Origin of the sequence: Streptomyces sp. NPDC046876 (genome assembly GCF_040645035.1) — a bacterium.
Classification (GTDB): Bacteria; Actinomycetota; Actinomycetes; order Streptomycetales; family Streptomycetaceae; genus Streptomyces.
The window spans coordinates 48,730-66,393 of record NZ_JBEYXK010000015.1 but is presented as its reverse complement, the minus strand read 5'-3'; the positions used below and the strand labels follow the sequence as shown (position 1 = coordinate 66,393).

The following is a 17,664-nucleotide window of genomic DNA, read 5'->3' as shown; positions in this document are numbered from 1 at the left end:
CACTAGAAGCCCGGGCCGTCCGCGCGGTCGCCCGCGGTGGCCAGGCGGCCCCACAGCAGGTCGGTCAGTCCGGCCACCAACTCCGCACGGCCGCACGGCCGCTCGGCCAGCCACCAGTCGCCCGCCGCGTGCATCATGCCGACGATCCCGTGGCCCCAGATCCGGGCGAGCTGCTCGCCGCCGGGACCGAGGTCCACGCGCTCGCTGATCACCTCGGCCAGCTCCTCGCCGAGCCGTCGCAGCAGCGGCGCCGAGTGCTTGCCGACGTCGAAGCCGCGCTCGGCGGCGTGCGAGTCCTCGGTCGGGTGCATCAGGAAGCGGTACACCTGCGGGCGGGCCTCGATGGCCGCGAGGTAGGTGTCCAGGGTGGACTCCACGCGGCTGCGGCGCTCCGCCGGGGCGTCGAGCGCGGCCCGCAGCGAGTCGAGCAGGCCGTCGGTGTGCCGGACGGCCAGGGCCTGGTACAGGCCCGCCTTGTCACCGAAGTGCCGGTAGAGGATCGGCTTGGTGATGCCGGCCTCCGCGGCGATGGCGTTCATGGAGGCCTTGGGGCCGTCCCTGAGCACGACCCGGTCGGCCGCTTCGAGCAGCTCCCGCCGGCGGCGCTCGGCCGTTCCCGGTTCACCGGCCTGCTGCGTGGTCTCCATGACGTGTTCTCTCCCCGCCCTTGCGATGGTGCGTGACGCCCACGCAACGTAACACCCCGGGCACCCCGGCGAGCGAACCGGCCGGTGGGCCCGTCCTGCTTGACAGTGCTTACTCGTCGGTAACAGACTGTGGCCACCGACGAGGTTACCGCCAGTAACGTAACTGGCGGATGCACAGGGGAGGGACGTTGGCGGAGTTCACGATGGAGCTGAACGACGAGCAGAAGCAGGTCCGGGACTGGATCCACGGCTTCGCCGCCGATGTCATCCGGCCCGCGGCCGCCGAGTGGGACGAGCGCGAGGAGACCCCCTGGCCCGTCATCCAGGAGGCCGCCAAGGTCGGCATCTACTCCCTCGACTTCTACGCCCAGCAGTTCTTCGACCCCACCGGCCTCGGCATCCCGATGGCCATGGAGGAGCTGTTCTGGGGCGACGCGGGCATCGCGCTGTCGATCGTCGGCACCGGTCTCGCAGCCATCGGCGTCGTCGCCAACGGCACCGAGGAGCAGATCGGCACCTGGATCCCGCAGATGTACGGCACGCCCGACGACGTGAAGGTCGCGGCCTTCTGCTCCTCCGAGCCGGACGCCGGCTCCGACGTCGGCGCCATGCGGACGCGGGCGGTCTACGACGAGGCCAAGGACGAGTGGGTCCTGAACGGCACCAAGACCTGGGCGACCAACGGCGGCATCGCCAACGTCCACATCGTCGTCGCCGTCGTCGACCCCGAGCTCGGCACCAAGGGCCACGCCTCCTTCATCGTGCCGCCGAACACCCCCGGCCTGTCCCAGGGCCAGAAGTTCAAGAAGCACGGCATCCGCGCCTCCCACACCGCCGAGGTGGTCCTGGAGGACGTCCGTGTCCCCGGCTCCTGCCTCCTGGGCGGCAAGGACAAGCTGGACGAGCGGCTCGCGCGGGCCCGGGAGAAGGCGAAGGCCGGGGGCGGTGAGCGCGTGAAGAACGCGGCCATGGCCACCTTCGAGGCCTCCCGCCCGGCCGTCGGCGCGATGGCCGTCGGCACGGCCCGCGCCGCGTACGAGGTCGCCCTCGACTACGCCCGCACCCGCACCCAGTTCGGCCGGCCGATCATCGACAACCAGGGCGTCGCCTTCCAGCTCGCCGACATGCGCACCCAGATCGACGCGGCCCGGCTGCTGGTCTGGCGGGCCTCCTGGATGGCGGTGGCCGGCAAGCCGTTCACCTCGGCCGAGGGCTCGATGTCGAAGCTGTTCGCCAGCGAGGTGGCCAAGAAGGTCACCGCCCAGGCCGTCCAGATCCTCGGCGGCAACGGCTTCACCCGCGAGTACCCGGTGGAGCGCATGCACCGCGACGCGGCCATCTACACGATCTTCGAGGGAACGAGCGAGATCCAGCGGCTGGTCATCGCCCGCACCCTCTCCGGCATGCCGATCCGCTAGCGCGGGCCGAGCCGTACGCCCCCACCCCCGGACGCCCGGCGTCCGGGGGCTTCGGCGTGCCGGCGCCGAGGGGGCCGCCGCGCTAGCGCAGTGGCGTCAGACAGCTGAAATCCATGCCGTCCGCGCTGTACTTCAGGTCCGTGACGTATTCCAGGCCGGTGCAGGGGGGCGCGTGCACCCGGTACTGGGCGTCCAGCGAGCCGCAGTCCACCACCAGCAGCTCCTGGTCCTTCCAGTCGCCCACGTTGCGCACGCACATCCCGGCGGTCAGGGCCGGGGGCTTGTCCTCCCCGGCCAGGATGCCGAGCACGACCAGGGTCGGCAGCGAGAAGGAGAGCAGGACGGTCAGCACGAGCAGGACCAGGGCCGGCGGGCGGCGCCACAGCGGCCTGCCCGGGTCGAGCGGCGGCAGGATGCTGCCGGACGGGGGAGCCAGCCGGTGGAAGGCCGCCCGCGGGCCGAGGTTCATCAGCAGCGTCACGGGCGTGATGAACAGCGACAGCGGACCCCACCAGCCCTGCCACAGGGTGTCCGAGGTCATGCGCCGGTAGGTGGCGAGCCCGCAGTTGCGGCACAGCGGCCCCTCCACCCGCAGGAACCGCATCAGGACGAGCAGCCCCTGGTGCCCCCGCACGGTCGCCGCCGCGGCGGGCACCGACCCGCAGATCCGGCACTCGTAGTGCTGCGGCACGCCGTACGGGCCCGGCAGGCCCGGCAGGCCCGGCCCGGCGGCGTACGGGCCGTGGGGGCCGCCCTGCTGCGGGGCGTACGGGGTGTACGGGGTGTACGGGCCGGCGCCGTGCTGCGGTGGCGGAGTGGCCACGGGATCCTCCTCGCTCTCGCGCTGACCACCGGGTGCGGTGATCACGGAACCCTAGCCTCCGTGGACCGCCGTCCGGACCCCGGTTTTCGCCCGGGGCGTCGGACGTGATCCTGGCCACTCGCGCGCCCGCCCCGCGGCGCGCTCCGGTGTCCGCGGTCGGCTGCGCACCGTGACCGGACGCGGGCTCCGGGCCCCGCGCGCCGTGCCCTTCCAGGGCCGTCGGCAACGGCCCCGCCGGAGACGGCCGTACGCCTTCGGTGAACGATCCGCATACCGGGCATGAGCAGATGGTGAGCGGGCATACACACCCTGAACTGGACCGCGAATATGGGTTCCGTCCGGGGGCGGCGATCAGTAATACTCACCGCCACCGTGGATCGCGGAATCGACCGGGTGACCGCCGGCTTCCCGCGCCACACAGCGAGGAGGTGCGCCATGTGCTCCCACCAGCCCCCCTGCCCGTCCGCCGACAGCGCCGACCACGACGCCGCCCGTACCGTGGCCTTCCATCCCGAACAGGGCTGGAGCCTGCTGTGCAACGGCCTGGTGATCTTCGACGACACCGGTGAGCTGCTCCCCGACGGCCGCGTGGTGGAACCCCGCCGCCCGGCCCTGGTCTGAGCGAGGAGGCCGCATGCGCCAACAGCTGATCCGCAAGCCCGTCCCGAAGCCCGCTCCCCGAGACCTGGACCTGCGTACACCGTCGGGCAGAACCCTCCCGTACTGACGGGAGCCCGGTACAGCAGCAGTTCAGGACGTCCGCGGCCCACCGGCTGCCGTCAGCCGGTGGGCGCAGCCGCGCCGCCCAGGAAAGCGCTCTCGAAGGCCGCGTCGCCGATCGCCGCGCGGGCCTGCCGCTCGCCCCGCTCCCGCAGGGCCGTCAGCGAGGGTGAGCCCATCTGGGGCCGGCCCACCGTGCGCCACCAGGCGTGCCCCGTGCCCAGCAGCCGGGCCGCCAGCTCCCCGTCGCCCAGCGCCGCGACGGCCGCCGCCAGCAGGTCCAGGCCGAGCGCGATGCCGATGCGGTCGCCGAGCAGCCGTTTGCCCGACAGCATCGCCCGTACGTGCCGGGCCGCCTCCTCGGGGCGCCCGAGCCCGAACGCCGCGACGGCCAAGACGTAGTCCGCATAGGCCCGCAGCCACCGCTCGTCGAGGTCCGCGCACGCCTCGCGCAGCCCCCGCGCCTCCTCGGCGGCCTGCTCGAAGCGCTGCAGGTCGCACAGGGCGTAGGCGGTCACCAGCCGGCACAGGAGCCGCCCGGCGCCGTCGGCCGGCCCGGTGTGCCGCGAGCGCGCCCGCGGCCCCGCCAGCTCAAGGGCCCGCGCCGGATCCCCGGGCAGCAGCAGGGACAGCGCCCGCAGGTGGACCGCCCGCACCTCCGCCTCGGGGTCGGCCACCCCGGCCGCCGCGGCGGTGCACCGGTCGCCGAGCTCCCGGGCCGTGTCCATCTCCCCCTGGAGCACCATGGTCAGCCCGAGCGCCCACAGCCCCTGCGCGTACACCGCGCCCGACGGCGGGGCCGTGCGCAGGGCCCGCTCCAGGAAGCCCCGGCCCTCGTGCACGTGCCCGCAGGAGAACCAGAAGAACCACAGCGCCCCGGCCATCTCGAGCGCCGCCGCCGGATCGGTGCCGAGGAGGTGCTCCAGGGCTCGGCGCAGGTGCGGGTGCTCGGCGGTCATCCTGCGGTACCAGTCCACCTGGCGCGGGCCCATCCAGCCCCGGTCCGCGGCCCGCGAGAGCGCCGCGTACCAGTGGGCGTGCCGGTCGGCGACGGTGCGGACCTCGCCGAGCTCGGCCAGCCAGTCGTGGCCGTACTCGCGGATCGTGTCCAGCATCCGGTAGCGGGCGCCCGCCCCGCGCTCCTGGGTGCGGCGCACCACCGACTTGGCCACCAGGCCGCCGAGCACCCGCTCCACCCGGGCCGCGGACAGCGGGCCGCCCGAGCACACCGCGCGGGCCGCGGCCATGTCGAAGTCGCCGGTGAACACCGAAAGCCGGGCCCACAGCAGCCGTTCCACCGGCTCGCACAGCTCGTGGCTCCAGCCGATGGCGGTGCGCATCGTACGGTGGCGGGGCAGCAGCGAGTCACGGCCGTCGGCGAGCACGTCGAAGCGGGCGCCGAGGCGCTCGGCCATCTGCTCCAGGCTCCAGCGCCGCATCCGGGCGCCGGCGAGCTCCAGGGCGAGCGGGATCCCGTCGAGGCGCCGGCACACCTGCGCGGCCAGGGCCGCCCGTTCGGGATCGTCGAAGGCGGCCGCGGCCTCCGGGGCCGCGGCGAGGGCCCGGGCGCGCAGCAGGGCGACGGCGTCGCTGTCGGGGCCCTCGCAGGGCAGAGGGCAGAGCTCGACCACGTACTCGCAGGGGCTGTCCAGCGGCTCCCGCGAGGTGATCAGGACCGTCAGCCCGGGGGAGGACTGGAGGAGTTCGCCCACCAGGTGGCGGCAGTCGGACACCATGTGCTCGCAGGTGTCCAGGACGAGCAGGAGTTCCTTGTCCGCCATCCAGGCGCACAGCTCCTCGTCGAGCGGGCCTGCGGAGTGGTCGGCGAGCCCGACGGCGTGCGCCACGGTCATCGCCAGCAGCGCGGGGTCGCGCAAGGGGGAGAGGTCCACCCACCAGACCCCGTCGGGGCGGGCCTGTTCGGCGTCGGCGACGGCGCGCAGGGCGAGGCGGGACTTGCCGACGCCGCCCACGCCCGTGAGGGTGATCAGCCGCCGTGTCCGCAACAGGCAGTGCAGTTCGGCCAGTTCGTTCTCGCGGCCGACGAACCCGGGGGGCTCGGGCGGCAGGTTGCCCGGTGCCGCCGCGCCGGCCGCGGAGCCGGAGTCGGATTCGGGATCGGCCCCGGGAGCGCCGTCCGCGGAATCCGCCTGTCTGTTGTTGAACGAGTACTCTCCGAACACGGATGTATTGTGCGTGATCTTCCTTCCCGGCGGCGCCGTTCCGTCCGGATCGCTGTCACGTCGTGACCCCCCGGGGCCGCCGCCGTCACCCGGCCAGGACGACGCGCTGCTGCGCCGAGAACGCGCCCCAGGTGCCGTCCGGCAGGCGGGCGCGCAGTCGCAGCTCCCATACGGTGCCGGCGGGCTCGGTCACCGTGAGCCGGTGCTCCACCCGTCCGGCGGGCACCGCACCTGCACCGAATTGGATGACGGTGACGGGCTTGCCGTTGACGTGGAGTTCGTACGCGTCGGTCGGGCGGCCGGTGTCCGGGGCGGTCCAGGCCAGGGTGACCGCGCCGGGTGAGGCGGTGGCCGTGAAGCCGCGGGGCGCGGTGTCCGGGCGCTGCTCGGAGGAGGCCGGGGTGGTCACGACCGCCGCGGGCCCGTCGGGGGAGGAGTTGTCGGCGCCGTCGCGGGCCCGGACGGTGAAGCTGTAGGCGGTGTCCGGCTGGAGGCCGGACAGGGTCGTGGAGGTCTCGCCCGGCCCGGCGGTGTGGATGCGGATGCCGCCCTGGTAGACGTCGTACGCCGTGACGCCTGTGTCGTCGCTCGCGGCGGACCAGGACAGCGTGACCGTACGGGGGCCGTCCGCGCGGGCCGCGGTGCGGGCGGGTGCGGTGGGGGCGGCGCGGTCCTCGGCCCGGGCGGCCGGGGTGGTGGCGGTGGCGGCGGTGCTGGGCGCGGACGTGTTGCCGGCGGCGTCGCGGGCCCGGACGGTGAAGGTGTAGGAGGTCTGCGGGGCGAGCCCGGTGACGTCCACCATGGTCCTGTCGGCGGGGAGTTCGCGGACCAGCCGCCCGGCCTGGAAGACCTGGTAGTTGGTCACGCCGTCGGCCGCGGCGGCCGCCCGCCACATCACGTGCACCGAGGTGGCGCTCCCCGCCTGGGCGGTGAGACCGGCGGGGGCGGCCGGGGGCGCGGTGTCGGCGGAGGTGCAGGCCGCGAGGCCGGCGGCGACCGCGGCGGCCGCCACGCCGAGGGAGAGCAGGGCGGCGGTGCGTCGCACGGGGCCCTCCTCGGCTTCCGCCTCCGTCTAAAGGTCTAGACATATATGGCACGGCGGCGGGCGGCCCGGCAAGACCCGTGCCGTGGTCCGCCGGAACGGTTCGTCAAGCACGGAACGCCCGTCACGCACCGTCAACACCCGTTCGGCGGACACCTGTTTCGCCCGAAGGCACCCCCTCCTGCGCCACGATGGCGCCGCGAAAAGGAGGTAACGATGGTGATCTCGCTCTCCGCGGTCGTCCTGCTGCTCATCCTCGTGGTGATCTTCATGCGCAACGGCGGCCTGAAGTTCTCGCACGCCCTGATCTGCGCCCTGCTCGGCTTCTGCCTCGCGAGCAGCAGCATGGCGGCGACCATCCACGACGGCCTCTCGGCCACCGCCCAGGTCGTCGCCGGCCTCAACCCGTAGTACTCCGTGCCGTTGGCTGGAGGCGTGTCGCGGTGAGGACGAGGTCGGCGACGGCTTTGGACCTGCTGTGGGGCGGCCAGGCGATGACGGTCGTGACAGCCGGTGCGTCCGGCACGGGCACCGCCGCATGATCGTCACGCAGGTGGGCCCGGAGGGACTCGGGCACGACCGCGCAGGCCCGTCCGAGCGCGATCAGCTGGAACAGCTGGGTGTGGTCGCGTACCTGGGGGCCGGGTCCGTCCGGATAGCCCCCGTCCGGTCGAGGCCAGCGTGGCAGGGGCAGGTCGGCCAGGGTGGTGACCTCGGCCATCGACACACGGGGTCGGTTGGCCCAGGGGTGCCCCGCGGGCAGGACCACGACCTGCTGTTCGGTGCGCAGGTCCTCGGTGTCGAGGCCGGCCGTCGTGTCGAAGGGCCGGTGGAGCAGAGCAACGTCGGCACGCCCGTCGCGCAGCAGCCTTTCCTGCTCGCCGGGCCCGCACAGCACCACCTCGACGGCGACCGCGCCGGGCTCGGCGGCGTAGGCGTCCAACAGCTTCGACAGCAGTTCGCTGGACGCTCCGGCTTTCGTCGCCAGCACCACACCGGGCGATTCGGCAGCCGCGCGGCGGGTGCGGCGCTCGGCGGCTTCGACCGCGTCGAGTGCGGCCCGGGCCTCCCGCAGAAGCACCGACCCGGCCTCGGTCAAGGCGACTGCGCGAGCAGTGCGGTGCAGCAGAACCACTCCGAGCCGCCGCTCGAGCTGCTGGATCGCCCGCGACAGCGGTGGTTGCGCCATGGCGAGCCGCTGCGCCGCCCGCCCGAAGTGCAACTCCTCCGCGACGGCGACGAAGTACCGTAGCTCCCGCGTCTCCACCGCGTCATCGTATCCGGCGCTCACCAGGACCGATACCCGAGCGGTATCACCGCCCACCCAGTCGGTCTTGGACGTCCCACCCGAGTCCGCACCACGCTTGATGACATGAGTGAACAGAAGATCGCACTGGTGACCGGCGCGAACAAAGGAATCGGATACGAGATCGCGGCGGGCCTGGGCGCCCTCGGCTGGCGAATCGGCGTGGGCGCGCGGGACCAACAGCGCCGCGACACCGCGGTGGAGAAGCTGCGGGCAGCCGGGACCGACGCGTTCGGCGTTCCGCTCGACGTGACGGACGACGCAAGTGTGGCCGCCGCGGCCGAGTTGATTGCCGACCGCGCCGGAGGTCTGGACGTCCTGGTCAACAACGCCGCGATCACCGGCCGTATGCCGCAGACGCCCACCACGGTCGATCCCGCGACCGTACGAGTCGTCGTGGAAACCAACGTGATCGGGGTCATCCGCGTCACCAACGCGATGCTGCCCATGCTGCGCGGCTCGGCATCGCCGCGGATCGTGAACATGTCCAGCAGCGTCGGCTCGCTCGCCCTGCAGACCACGCCCGGCGTCGACATGGGCCCGGTTCCCGCCGCGTACTTGGCGTCCAAGACCTTCCTCAACGCCGTCACCGTCCAATACGCCAAGGAACTGAGCGACACCGGCATCCTGATCAACTCCGGCTGTCCCGGCTTCACCGCCACCGACCTCAACGGCTTCCAGGGCGTCCGCACTCCCCACCAGGGCGCGGCGATCGCGATTCGCCTCGCGACCCTGCCCGACGACGGACCGACCGGCGGATTCTTCGACGACGGTGGAACAGTGCCCTGGTGATGGTCGGCGGCGGCGAGGGTGAGGAAGGCGTGGGCGAGTCGCCGGCACACCGTCCGACGTCAACCAGGGTTGACAAAGCCCCTATGTCAACCTAGGTTGACGTGCATGAGTGAGGCGACCGATCTGGCCGACCGCGCCGGCGACCGCGACCCCCGCGTGGGGTTGCGGGCCGTGGCCGCGTTGCGGCGGCTGTTGGAGCAGTTGGAGTCCGTGCAGGTGCGCAGCGCGCGGGCGCAGGGGTGGTCGTGGCAGGAGATCGCTGCCGAGTTGGGGGTCAGCCGGCAGGCCGTGCACAAGAAGTACGGGAGGTCGTGATGTTCGAGAGGTTCACTGCAGCGGCGCGGTCGGCGGTGGTCGGGGCGCAGGCGGAGGCCGCCCGGGCGCAGTCCCCGGTGGTGGCGGAGGAGCACCTGTTGCTGGCTCTGCTGGAGCAGGGGGCGCTCGATCCGCTGGAGGTGGACCGGGCGGCCGTGCGGGCGGGGCTGGTCGAGGCGCGGCGGCGGGGCGGGTTGTCGAAGGCGGACGAGGAGGCGCTGGCGGGGCTGGGCATCGACCTGGCGGAGGTGGTGGCCCGGATCGAGGAGAGTCACGGCGAGGGTGCCTTGAGCGCCTCCGCGCCGCGGAACCAGGTGCGCGCCGCGGGGCTGTTCGGGCGGCGGGAGCCGGGGTCGCGCTCGCACCGGCCCTTCACGGCCGAGGCCAAGCAGGTGCTGGAGAAGTCCTTGCGGATCGCCCTCGGGCGCAAGGACAAGGAGATCGGGTCCCGGCATCTGGTCCTCGCCCTCGTCGCCCGCCCCGGTCCGGTGTCCGAGGTCCTGGCGGACCACGGCGTCACCTACGAGCGGGTGGAGCGCGATCCGGCCGGTTAGTACTGCAACCGCATATGGGGGATCTGGCCTCGGCGTTTGTAGCGGGATCGGCGGGATCGGGCCTGGCTTCGTCGTCGGAAGCATGACCGGCGCAGATGGTGCTCGTCGGTCCGGTGTCGGGGCCCGACGAGGTGGCCCATGAGCCGGCGGATCTCCGGGACGCTCAGGGGTATGAGCTCCTGTTCGTCGTCAGCGTCGCCCCTTTTGCGGCCTCACGGACATCCATCACGCAGATGTGGTTGCAGGATTAGGCTGACCGGATGACAGCTGATCGTACAGCAGCCAAGTATCGCCGCATCCTCGCCCTGGCCGGCGCGGCCGGGATCGCCCTTGCCGGGAGCGCCTGTTCCGCGTCCGGGAGTTCCGGCGGGGCCGCCTCGGGCGGTGAGAGGCTGTCCTACGACCGGGTCGCCTCGACGGCGAAGCAGCTGACGAGTACGTCGGCCTGCCCGTTCGGCCTCGACCCGGCGGCGGCGCTGAAGGCGGCCGGTGCCGAACGGACCGTCACCCCGGCCGTGTCCGGCGGCGATCCTGCGGCTCAGGGGACCGTCGACCCGGGCCGCCCGGCCCAGGCCTGGCCCAGCGGGCAGCCCACGCCGTCCGGGCTCCCCGCCATCCCCGCCGTCCCGCCGAACGCGTCCGTCGTCTGCAACTTCACGGCTTCGCAAGCCCCGATGGAGATCGACCTCGTGGCCGTGTCCGAGGGCGAGGTGGCGGTGAACCTGGCGCTGCCGCAGATCGCCGCCCTCGGCAACCTCAGCGCTGACGAGGTGATGGCGTTCTCCAAGGACGAGCCCGGGATCGGCCAGACCAGGGTCACCCCGGGCCGGGGCACGGCCGCCGTCGCACGGGTGGCGGTGGCAGGCAAGGGCGACTTGGCGCTCGTGGTCTCCCAGGGATCGACCGTCACCAAGGCGGACCCGGCCCTGGCCGGCGAGTCGCTCAGGAAGGTCACCGAGGCACTCGCGGCCCAGCTGCGGCCGTAGGCGGCGCCGGCAGGCGACCCGCCGCGCACTGCTCACCGCCCGACCGGAGCGAGCCGGTGCGGTACCGGGAGGGCCGAACCGGAGGTCGCCAGGGCCCGCGGCCGGGGCCGCCTCGGAGCCCCGGGTGGCTCCGAACGAGTACCGCGACTCGACCTGCTCAACCGTCAGCTCATCGGCACACAGATACACCAACGAGCCCCACACCACATCCGTCATGCAGATGCGGTTGCAGTATGAGCCGGTCCCGACTCGCGTCGGCGTGATCGACTGTTGCGCCTTCGTGAATCATCCGGCACGTCCATGGACTCCTCGGGCGGTACGACCTAGCGTCTGGCGGCGGCGCGACGTCAGACGCATTGTCAACAACCCGAGAGAACGGAGGACGCCCGGATGATGCGAAGAGCGCTGAACTGCGCCGCGGTCCCGGCCCTCATTGTCATGACGGCGCTGTACGGCGCCTCCCCGGCGCAGGCCGAGGAGATACCCAAGGCCCCCGGCCATCGGCTGGTCGACCACTACCAGGGCGGCCCCGCCGTCCCCGCCCCGCTGCCCGGCCGGGCCCCGGCGCAGCACCCGTACCTGGCGCCCAACGGCCGCAGCGGCATGCACTCCGACGCGGGCGGCAGCGCCACCTCGCCCTGGTCCGGACCGCTCGGCAGGAACCCGCAGGTCACCAGCGAGAAGATCGCCGCGCTCGGCGGCGAGTGCGCCACCGCCACCTTCGACGCGGGCGGCCGGCTCGTCACCGTGTGCGGTACCTTCTCCGGCTTCAAGGTCAAGCTGTTGGAGCCCCGTACGCTCGCCACCCTCGCCGAGTACGGGCTCCCGCAGCGGTCCTCCACGGTCGAGGCGATCACCTCGCTCGACTTCTCGAAGATCTTCAAGGACACCTCGGGCGGCGCCTACTTCTACCTCGACAACCAGGACCGCGCCGTGCTGGCCGACTCGCGCCAGCACATCCTGCGCCTGTCGCACGCGCAGGGCCCCGACGGCAGCTGGAAGTTCACCGTCGAGGACGACTGGGACCTCACCCCCCACGTCCCGCACGACTGCGTCAGCTGGACCAACCTGTGGCCCACCGGCACCTGCGACCCTGTGACGTCGGTGATGCCCGACTGGAACGGTCGCATCTGGTGGGTCACCCGCCAGGGCCGCGTGGGCACCGTCGACCCGGCCGGCGGCGCGATCCGCTCCGTCCGGCTCGACGGCGAGGAGATCCAGAACTCCTTCTCGGTCGCCGAGGACGGCGTGTCCATCGTCAGCGACCACGCGCTCTACGGCTTCCGCGCCGCCGCCGACGGCACGCCCGAAGTGCAGTGGCGCCAGGCGTACGACCGCGGTACCGGGACCAAGCCGGGCTCCGTCAACCAGGGTTCGGGAACCACCCCGGACCTCTTCGGCGACGGCTACGTCGCCATCACCGACAACGCCGACGACCGGATGAACGTCCTGGTCTACCGGCGCGGCGCGGACGTGCCCGCCGACCGGCGCCTGGTCTGCAAGGTCCCGGTCTTCGGCAGCGGCGCCTCCACCACCGACAACTCCCTGATCACCTGGGGCAACAGCATCGTCGTCGAGAACAACTACGGCTACGAGAACCCGACCAGCCTGCTGCTCGGCAAGTCCGTCGTCGGCGGGGCCGCCCGCATCGACGTCCGCGCCGACGGCAGCGGCTGCGACACCGTCTGGCAGAGTACGGTCCGCTCGCCCTCCGTCGTGCCCAAGCTCTCCACCGCCAACGGGCTGCTCTACTTCTACGAGAAGGAGCCGAACGCCTGGGGCATCGACGCCTGGTACCTCACCGCCGTGGACTTCCGCACGGGCGAGAGGCGCTGGCGGCAGCTGACGGGCACCGGTCCGCTGTACGACAACAACTGGGCCCCGATCACCCTCGGCCCTGACGGCACCGCGTACGTCGGCGTCTTCAACGGCATCGTCGCGGTCCGCGACGGGGGCTGAGCCCCCCGGGCACCGGTGGGCGCTCAGGCCTGCCGGCTGCGGCCCGCCGGCTCAGGCCTGCCAGAAGAACACGGCCGTCATCCGCTTCTCCTCCAGGGTGCGGCCCCAGTACGCGGTGGCGCTGTGGATCAGGTTCGCTGAGTAGAGCAGCAGCCGGTTGGCGCGGTGGGGGACCCGTACGTCCTCGACGAAGGAGTCCGGGGCGACGAAACGGGTGCCCAGCGCGTCGACCAGGTTGTTGTGCGGGGCGATGACCTGGTTGCCGCCCAGGGCGCCGCCCGGCAGGCTCTGGCGGTAGAAGCTGGTCCCGCAGTCCTTGGGCACCGAAGGGTTGAGGTAGAGCACCGCCGCGTAGCGGCACAGCGTGCGCGAGTCGGTGTGCGGGCGGGCCTCGCACTCGCCCTCGCCGACGACCTGGACGCAGTTGTGGTTGAACGTTCCGCCGCCCGCGGGCCGTTCGGCCCGGAGCCTCGCCGCCCCCGTCGATTTGCGTACCAGCCGCTCCACCAGGGCCAGCTCGTCGGGCTCCAGGCCGGGCATCGCCCGCAGCCCCGGCCAGCTCTCCGGCTTGTGCGGGTAGCCCTCGGCCCAGTCGTCCTTGGCCAGGCAGCGTTCCCGTACGGCGCCGGGGTCGGGCAGCACGTCGTCCAGGACCCAGTAGTCGCGCCCGCGGGTCGGCTTGCGGTAGGGGAGGACGGGAAGGGAGGGAGGCAGGGGCATGACAGGGACCGTAGCGACCGCGCCCGGCGGCGCTCGCTCCCGGCACGGTCAACGTTGCGTCAAGTGTTCGCCATGGAGGGCGCGATGGCGCCCGGGCGGCGCCTGCCGACCGACACGGCCCCGGCTGCTCCCGCCCCGGCCCCGCGGGTGGTTGACTGGCGGCCATGCCCCTGGAGAACTACGGAGTCCTCGCCGGCACCCTGCACCGCCACTTCCGCGACCGGCCCGACGACCAGGGCCGCTGGTTCCACGTGCACCTGGAGGTCGACACGCCGGCCGGCCGCTACGCGTGCGCCGTCGACGTCGACAGCAAGAAGTCGGCGATCGGCGTCCAGTGGAAGGTCTTCACCCTGTACCCCTCGGTGCTGGAGCCCGTGGACGCGCCGGACCCCGGCTACCACGACCTCGCCCGCACCTCCGGCTCCGGGGCGATCGACTACCTGCGCCACCCGGCCCTCGCGGACCGCCGGGGCTGCCTCTTCGTCCGCCGACCGCCGCAGTGGCTCCAGCAGGTCCTCGACCGGTTCGACCCGCCGCGCCCCTGGGTCGAGGGCAGCCACCTGGAGGCCTCGGCGGCGCTGGAGCAGATCCTCGTCCCCGGCCGGCAGGTCCTCGTCTTCGGCGAGCCCTTCGACGAGGGGCTCGGCATGCACAACATCCACCAGAACCAGGGCGACCCGCCCGGCAGCCAGTGGTGGGAGGAGAACGGCATCTGGCAGGACGGTGCCACGATGACGCGCCGCCCCGACGGCCTCTACGACGTGTTCCTGTCCCGCTTCTCCAGCCAGCGCGTCCCCACCGACGACAACGGCCACCCGCTCTAGGACAGGCCCTGGCCCTTGCCCTGCCGAGGGCGGCGCAGCGCCACCGCCGCGCAGGCCGCCGCGAGAGGCAGCTCCGCGCACACCGCCAGGACGAGCGCGGTCGTCTGGCCGGTGCCCGGCGCCGACAGCGTCACGTCGAACCAGGCGTCGACCAGCAGCAGGGCGCCCGTGGCGGCCGCCAGGGGCGCGGCCCGCGGGTCGCGCCGGCGCAGCAGCACGCCCGTACCGCCCAAGCCCGCCGCCAGCAGCACGTCCAGCCCGATCCAGGCCGCCGACCAGTGCGCGACCTCCGCCGTCGGGGGCAGCGTCACCGCCAGCACCGCCATCCACGGCAGCAGCGCCAGCGCCGCGCCGGTGAGGAGCGTGGGCAGGGTGGGCAGGACGGGCAGCAGGGGCGTGCGGCGGTCGCGGCAGCGGGGGGCGACGAGCGTCATCGTCAGGGCTCCTTCCGGCCCGGCGGTCCGTCCCCCGGGGATGACCACCACTCTGGTCGCGCGGAGCGGCCGAATCAGTAGCGGCACTGTCCGAACCGGGGGTGGCACTGGCTACACCCCCGGGCTGGCACCAGGGTGATGGAGCGCCTCCGACCAGTGCGATTACCGTACGGGGCATGGCACTTCACGGTGCGCTGCGGCGTACCTCCCACTGGATCGCCCACCACACGCCGTGGTCGGCCTGGGCCTGGCGCAACACGGCCTTCACCGTCGCCGCCGTCCCCCTGGCCCTGCCCGCCCTGGCCGCGTTCACGTACAGCGCCGTCGCGCCCGGCCAGGCGGTCGCCACCCTGCTCGCGGTGCTCCTCCTCGGGCCGCTGCTCACCCTGCTCCAACGCAGCAGGTTCCAGGCCCTGCTGGAGCTGGACGTACCGGCCGTGGCCTACACCCACCGCCCGTACGGCCCCCGCGGCCTGCTCGAGCGGGCCCGCTCCGAGGCGACCTGGCGCAGCTACGGCTACCACCTGCTGGTCAGCCCGCTGGCGGCCACCGGCGGAGCGCTGGTCGTCCTCGCCTGGGCGGGCGCGGCGGTCTGCACCACCGTGTACGGCTGGACGGCGCTGGTCCCGGTCCAGGACCACACCATGGGCTGGACGCAGGAGTACGACCTGCTCACCGGCCTCGGCGTGCTGCTGCTCCTGGGCACCCCCTGGCTCGCCGCCGCCCTGGCCCGGCTGGACGCCTTCGCCGCCGCCACCCTCCTCGGGCCCAACCGGGCCAAGGAGTTGGAGCGCCGCGTCGAGGACCTCGCCGAGAGCCGGGCCGGGGTCCTCGACGCCGCCGACCTCGAACGCCGCCGCATCGAGCGGGACCTGCACGACGGCGCCCAGCAGCGCCTGGTCGCCCTCGCCATGAACCTCGGCATCGCCCGCGCCACGCTCACCGACCTGCCGCCCGAGGCCAAGGCCGTGATCGACGAGGCGCACCGCGAGGCCAAGGAGGCCATCGAGGAACTCAGCAACCTGGTGCGCGGCCTGCACCCGGCCGTCCTGGAGGACCGCGGCCTGGACGCGGCCCTGTCCGGCATCGCGGCCCGCGCGCCCCTGCCCGTCGAACTCGACGTGGACCTGCCCGAGCGGCCGGGGCCCACCGTGGAGGCCGTCGCCTACTTCGTCGTGTCCGAGGCCCTCGCCAACGTGTCCAAGCACGCCCGCGCCTCCCGCTGCCGCGTCGAGGCCCGCCGGGACGGGGACCTCCTGCGCATCACCGTCACCGACGACGGGGTCGGCGGGGCGGACCCGGCCGGGGGCACCGGTCTGACCGGACTGCGCAAGCGCGTAGGGTCGGTCGACGGAACCATCAAGATCATCAGCCCCCTCGGGGGCCCGACCGTTGTGAGTGTGGAGCTGCCGTGCGGGCTGTGATCGCAGAGGATTCGGTACTGCTGCGCATAGGACTGGTCAAGGTCCTGGAAATGGCCGGTTTCGAGGTCGCCGCCGAGGCCGGCGACGCCGATGCGCTGCTCGCCGCCGTCGCCGAGCACGAGCCGACGCTGGCCCTGGTCGACGTCCGCATGCCGCCCGGGTTCACCGACGAGGGCGTGCGGGCCGCCCTGATGATCCGCCGGCAGTGGCCGGGCACCTCGGTCCTACTGCTCTCCCAGTACGTCGAGGAGCGCTACGCCGCCGATCTGCTGGCCAGTCAGAACGGCGGCATCGGCTATCTGCTCAAGCAGCGCGTGGCCGACGTCGAGGAGTTCATCGACGCCCTCAAGCGGGTCGCCTCCGGCGGCACCGCCCTCGACCCGCAGGTCGTGGCCCAGCTGCTGCTGCGCCGCGGCGGGGGCATCGACCCGCTGGAGCGGCTCACCCCGCGCGAGCGGGAGGTGCTCGCCCTGATGGCGGAGGGCCGCTCCAACGCGGGCATCGCCGAGGGGCTGGTGGTCAGCGAGAGCGCGGTCGCCAAGCACATCAACAACATCTTCGCCAAGCTCGACCTGCCCGTCGCCGACGGGGACCACCGGCGGGTGCTCGCCGTCCTGCGGTTCCTGGACGGCACCTCGTGAGCGGCGCACCCGCATCGGTCACCGGTCGGCCGCCGCACCGGACCGCGTGGATCGTGACCGCCGCGCTCAGCGCCGTGTTCATCGTCGCCCCGGCCGCCTGGCAGGTGTGGGCGTACGGCTCCACCCGGGGCGGGACGCTCACCGGCGGCAGCGGCGGCCGCACCGTGACCGCCCTGGAGATCGACGCGGGCAGCGCCGACGTACGGATCACCCCGCGCGCCGACCAGCAGGTCGCCTACCGGGCACAGGTGAGCTGGTCGCTGGCCGCGCCGGTGATCGAGGAGAGCTGGCTCGGCGACACCCTGAAGCTGACCCCGCACTGCCCGGGCCCGCAGGGGCTGGAGGACACCGGCCTGGGCTGCTCGGTCGACCTGGGGGTGACCGTGCCGGCCGGCATCCCGGTGAAGGTGACCGGCGGCTCCGGAACCGTGGAGGTCAGCGGTCTGGGCGGCGCCGTCGACGCGGAGGTCGGGGCCGGGCAGCTGAAGCTGACCGCGCTGCGCGGGCCGCTGAGGGCGAAGGTCGGCGCGGGCTCCCTGGAGGCATCCGGGCTCACCTCGCCGCAGGCGGACATCCGGGCCGGGGCCGGCGCCGCCGTCGCCCGGTTCGTCGCCCCGCCGGAACGGATCACCGCGCGGGCCGGGTCCGGGCACCTGGAGCTGCGGCTCCCCGCGGCCACCCGCTTCCGGGTCACCTCCCGCGTCGGCGCGGGCCGCTGCGACGTCGCGCCGGGCCTGAACGACCCGTCCGCGCCCGGACAGCTGGACATCGCCGCGGAAGCGGGGCGCGCCGAGGCGGGCTACTGAGCGGTCACACGCGAGGCGGCGGCCCCGGCGCCGGGCCGGGGCCGCCGCCCGCCGCCGCCGCCGCGGCGAT

The 17,664-nt window shown here is 73.5% G+C and carries 19 protein-coding genes; 12 read left to right on the top strand and 7 right to left on the bottom strand.

Annotated features, from left to right (window positions below):
* Positions 1-2 precede the first annotated feature (2 nt).
* Complete coding sequence (locus ABZ924_RS11880; protein ID WP_361907175.1) at positions 3-647, bottom strand: TetR family transcriptional regulator; 645 nt, start codon at positions 645-647, stop codon at positions 3-5.
* Positions 648-835: 188 nt separating this feature from the next.
* On the opposite strand from ABZ924_RS11880, the gene ABZ924_RS11875 reads away from it, so the two are divergent.
* The gene (locus tag ABZ924_RS11875; RefSeq protein WP_361907173.1) at positions 836-2,065 is read left to right on the top strand and encodes an acyl-CoA dehydrogenase family protein; all 1,230 of its coding nucleotides are present in this window, start codon (positions 836-838) and stop codon (positions 2,063-2,065) included.
* Between the two features lie 82 nt (positions 2,066-2,147).
* On the opposite strand, the gene ABZ924_RS11870 is transcribed toward ABZ924_RS11875, so the two are convergent.
* A complete protein-coding gene (locus ABZ924_RS11870; RefSeq protein ID WP_361907171.1) occupies positions 2,148-2,933 on the bottom strand; it encodes a hypothetical protein in 786 nt (261 codons plus the stop codon).
* Between the two features lie 390 nt (positions 2,934-3,323).
* Between ABZ924_RS11870 and ABZ924_RS11865 the strand changes: the two genes are divergently transcribed.
* Positions 3,324-3,509, top strand: a complete 186-nt coding sequence (locus tag ABZ924_RS11865; RefSeq protein WP_053790202.1) for a DUF5999 family protein — start codon at positions 3,324-3,326, stop codon at positions 3,507-3,509.
* A gap of 158 nt (positions 3,510-3,667) precedes the next feature.
* On the opposite strand, the gene ABZ924_RS11860 is transcribed toward ABZ924_RS11865, so the two are convergent.
* Both ABZ924_RS11860 and ABZ924_RS11855 read right to left on the bottom strand, forming a co-directional pair.
* On the bottom strand, positions 3,668-5,791 hold the full coding sequence (locus ABZ924_RS11860) for an NB-ARC domain-containing protein (protein WP_361907169.1): 2,124 nt from the start codon (positions 5,789-5,791) through the stop codon (positions 3,668-3,670).
* Between the two features lie 85 nt (positions 5,792-5,876).
* Positions 5,877-6,836, bottom strand: coding sequence for a fibronectin type III domain-containing protein (locus ABZ924_RS11855; RefSeq protein ID WP_361907167.1), 960 nt, complete (start codon positions 6,834-6,836; stop codon positions 5,877-5,879).
* A 213-nt stretch (positions 6,837-7,049) separates the two neighbouring features.
* On the opposite strand from ABZ924_RS11855, the gene ABZ924_RS11850 reads away from it, so the two are divergent.
* Positions 7,050-7,244 carry a hypothetical protein gene (locus ABZ924_RS11850; protein WP_361907165.1) on the top strand — a complete coding sequence of 65 codons (195 nt, stop codon included), beginning with the start codon at positions 7,050-7,052 and terminating at the stop codon, positions 7,242-7,244.
* Here the strand turns inward: ABZ924_RS11850 and ABZ924_RS11845 are convergent.
* Positions 7,234-8,100, bottom strand: a complete 867-nt coding sequence (locus ABZ924_RS11845; protein WP_361907163.1) for a LysR family transcriptional regulator — start codon at positions 8,098-8,100, stop codon at positions 7,234-7,236. The genes ABZ924_RS11850 and ABZ924_RS11845 overlap by 11 nt on opposite strands.
* Positions 8,101-8,205: 105 nt before the next feature.
* Here ABZ924_RS11845 and ABZ924_RS11840 point away from each other — a divergent pair, with 105 nt between their 5' ends.
* From ABZ924_RS11840 to ABZ924_RS11820, 5 genes are all read left to right on the top strand, one after another.
* Positions 8,206-8,931, top strand: a complete 726-nt coding sequence (locus tag ABZ924_RS11840; protein ID WP_361907161.1) for an SDR family oxidoreductase — start codon at positions 8,206-8,208, stop codon at positions 8,929-8,931.
* 105 nt (positions 8,932-9,036) lie between these two features.
* A complete protein-coding gene (locus tag ABZ924_RS11835) occupies positions 9,037-9,246 on the top strand; it encodes a helix-turn-helix domain-containing protein (RefSeq protein ID WP_361907159.1) in 210 nt (69 codons plus the stop codon).
* Complete coding sequence (locus ABZ924_RS11830; protein ID WP_361907157.1) at positions 9,246-9,800, top strand: Clp protease N-terminal domain-containing protein; 555 nt, start codon at positions 9,246-9,248, stop codon at positions 9,798-9,800. The genes ABZ924_RS11835 and ABZ924_RS11830 overlap by 1 nt, the downstream gene beginning before the upstream one ends.
* A 260-nt stretch (positions 9,801-10,060) precedes the next feature.
* Positions 10,061-10,786 carry a hypothetical protein gene (locus ABZ924_RS11825; protein ID WP_361907155.1) on the top strand — a complete coding sequence of 242 codons (726 nt, stop codon included), beginning with the start codon at positions 10,061-10,063 and terminating at the stop codon, positions 10,784-10,786.
* Between the two features lie 438 nt (positions 10,787-11,224).
* On the top strand, positions 11,225-12,745 hold the full coding sequence (locus ABZ924_RS11820; RefSeq protein ID WP_361907276.1) for a hypothetical protein: 1,521 nt from the start codon (positions 11,225-11,227) through the stop codon (positions 12,743-12,745).
* Positions 12,746-12,796: 51 nt separating this feature from the next.
* On the opposite strand, the gene ABZ924_RS11815 is transcribed toward ABZ924_RS11820, so the two are convergent.
* Positions 12,797-13,465: a DUF6445 family protein gene (locus tag ABZ924_RS11815; RefSeq protein ID WP_361907153.1), complete on the bottom strand. Its 669-nt coding sequence runs from the start codon at positions 13,463-13,465 to the stop codon at positions 12,797-12,799.
* A gap of 164 nt (positions 13,466-13,629) precedes the next feature.
* On the opposite strand from ABZ924_RS11815, the gene ABZ924_RS11810 reads away from it, so the two are divergent.
* Positions 13,630-14,289 carry a DUF2278 family protein gene (locus ABZ924_RS11810; RefSeq protein WP_361907151.1) on the top strand — a complete coding sequence of 220 codons (660 nt, stop codon included), beginning with the start codon at positions 13,630-13,632 and terminating at the stop codon, positions 14,287-14,289.
* Here ABZ924_RS11810 and ABZ924_RS11805 read toward each other — a convergent pair.
* Positions 14,286-14,723: a hypothetical protein gene (locus tag ABZ924_RS11805; RefSeq protein ID WP_361907149.1), complete on the bottom strand. Its 438-nt coding sequence runs from the start codon at positions 14,721-14,723 to the stop codon at positions 14,286-14,288. The two genes, ABZ924_RS11810 and ABZ924_RS11805, sit on opposite strands and share 4 nt — an antisense overlap.
* Before the next feature lie 176 nt (positions 14,724-14,899).
* Here ABZ924_RS11805 and ABZ924_RS11800 point away from each other — a divergent pair, with 176 nt between their 5' ends.
* Genes ABZ924_RS11800 through ABZ924_RS11790 form a run of 3 tightly spaced genes read left to right on the top strand, consistent with a single transcriptional unit; the run spans position 14,900 to position 17,594 of the window.
* The gene (locus ABZ924_RS11800; protein ID WP_361907147.1) at positions 14,900-16,147 is read left to right on the top strand and encodes a sensor histidine kinase; all 1,248 of its coding nucleotides are present in this window, start codon (positions 14,900-14,902) and stop codon (positions 16,145-16,147) included.
* Positions 16,135-16,788, top strand: coding sequence for a response regulator transcription factor (locus tag ABZ924_RS11795; protein ID WP_361907145.1), 654 nt, complete (start codon positions 16,135-16,137; stop codon positions 16,786-16,788). Before ABZ924_RS11800 ends, ABZ924_RS11795 begins: the two co-directional genes overlap by 13 nt.
* Positions 16,785-17,594, top strand: coding sequence for a hypothetical protein (locus ABZ924_RS11790; RefSeq protein ID WP_361907143.1), 810 nt, complete (start codon positions 16,785-16,787; stop codon positions 17,592-17,594). Before ABZ924_RS11795 ends, ABZ924_RS11790 begins: the two co-directional genes overlap by 4 nt.
* The last annotated feature ends 70 nt before the right edge of the window (positions 17,595-17,664 follow it).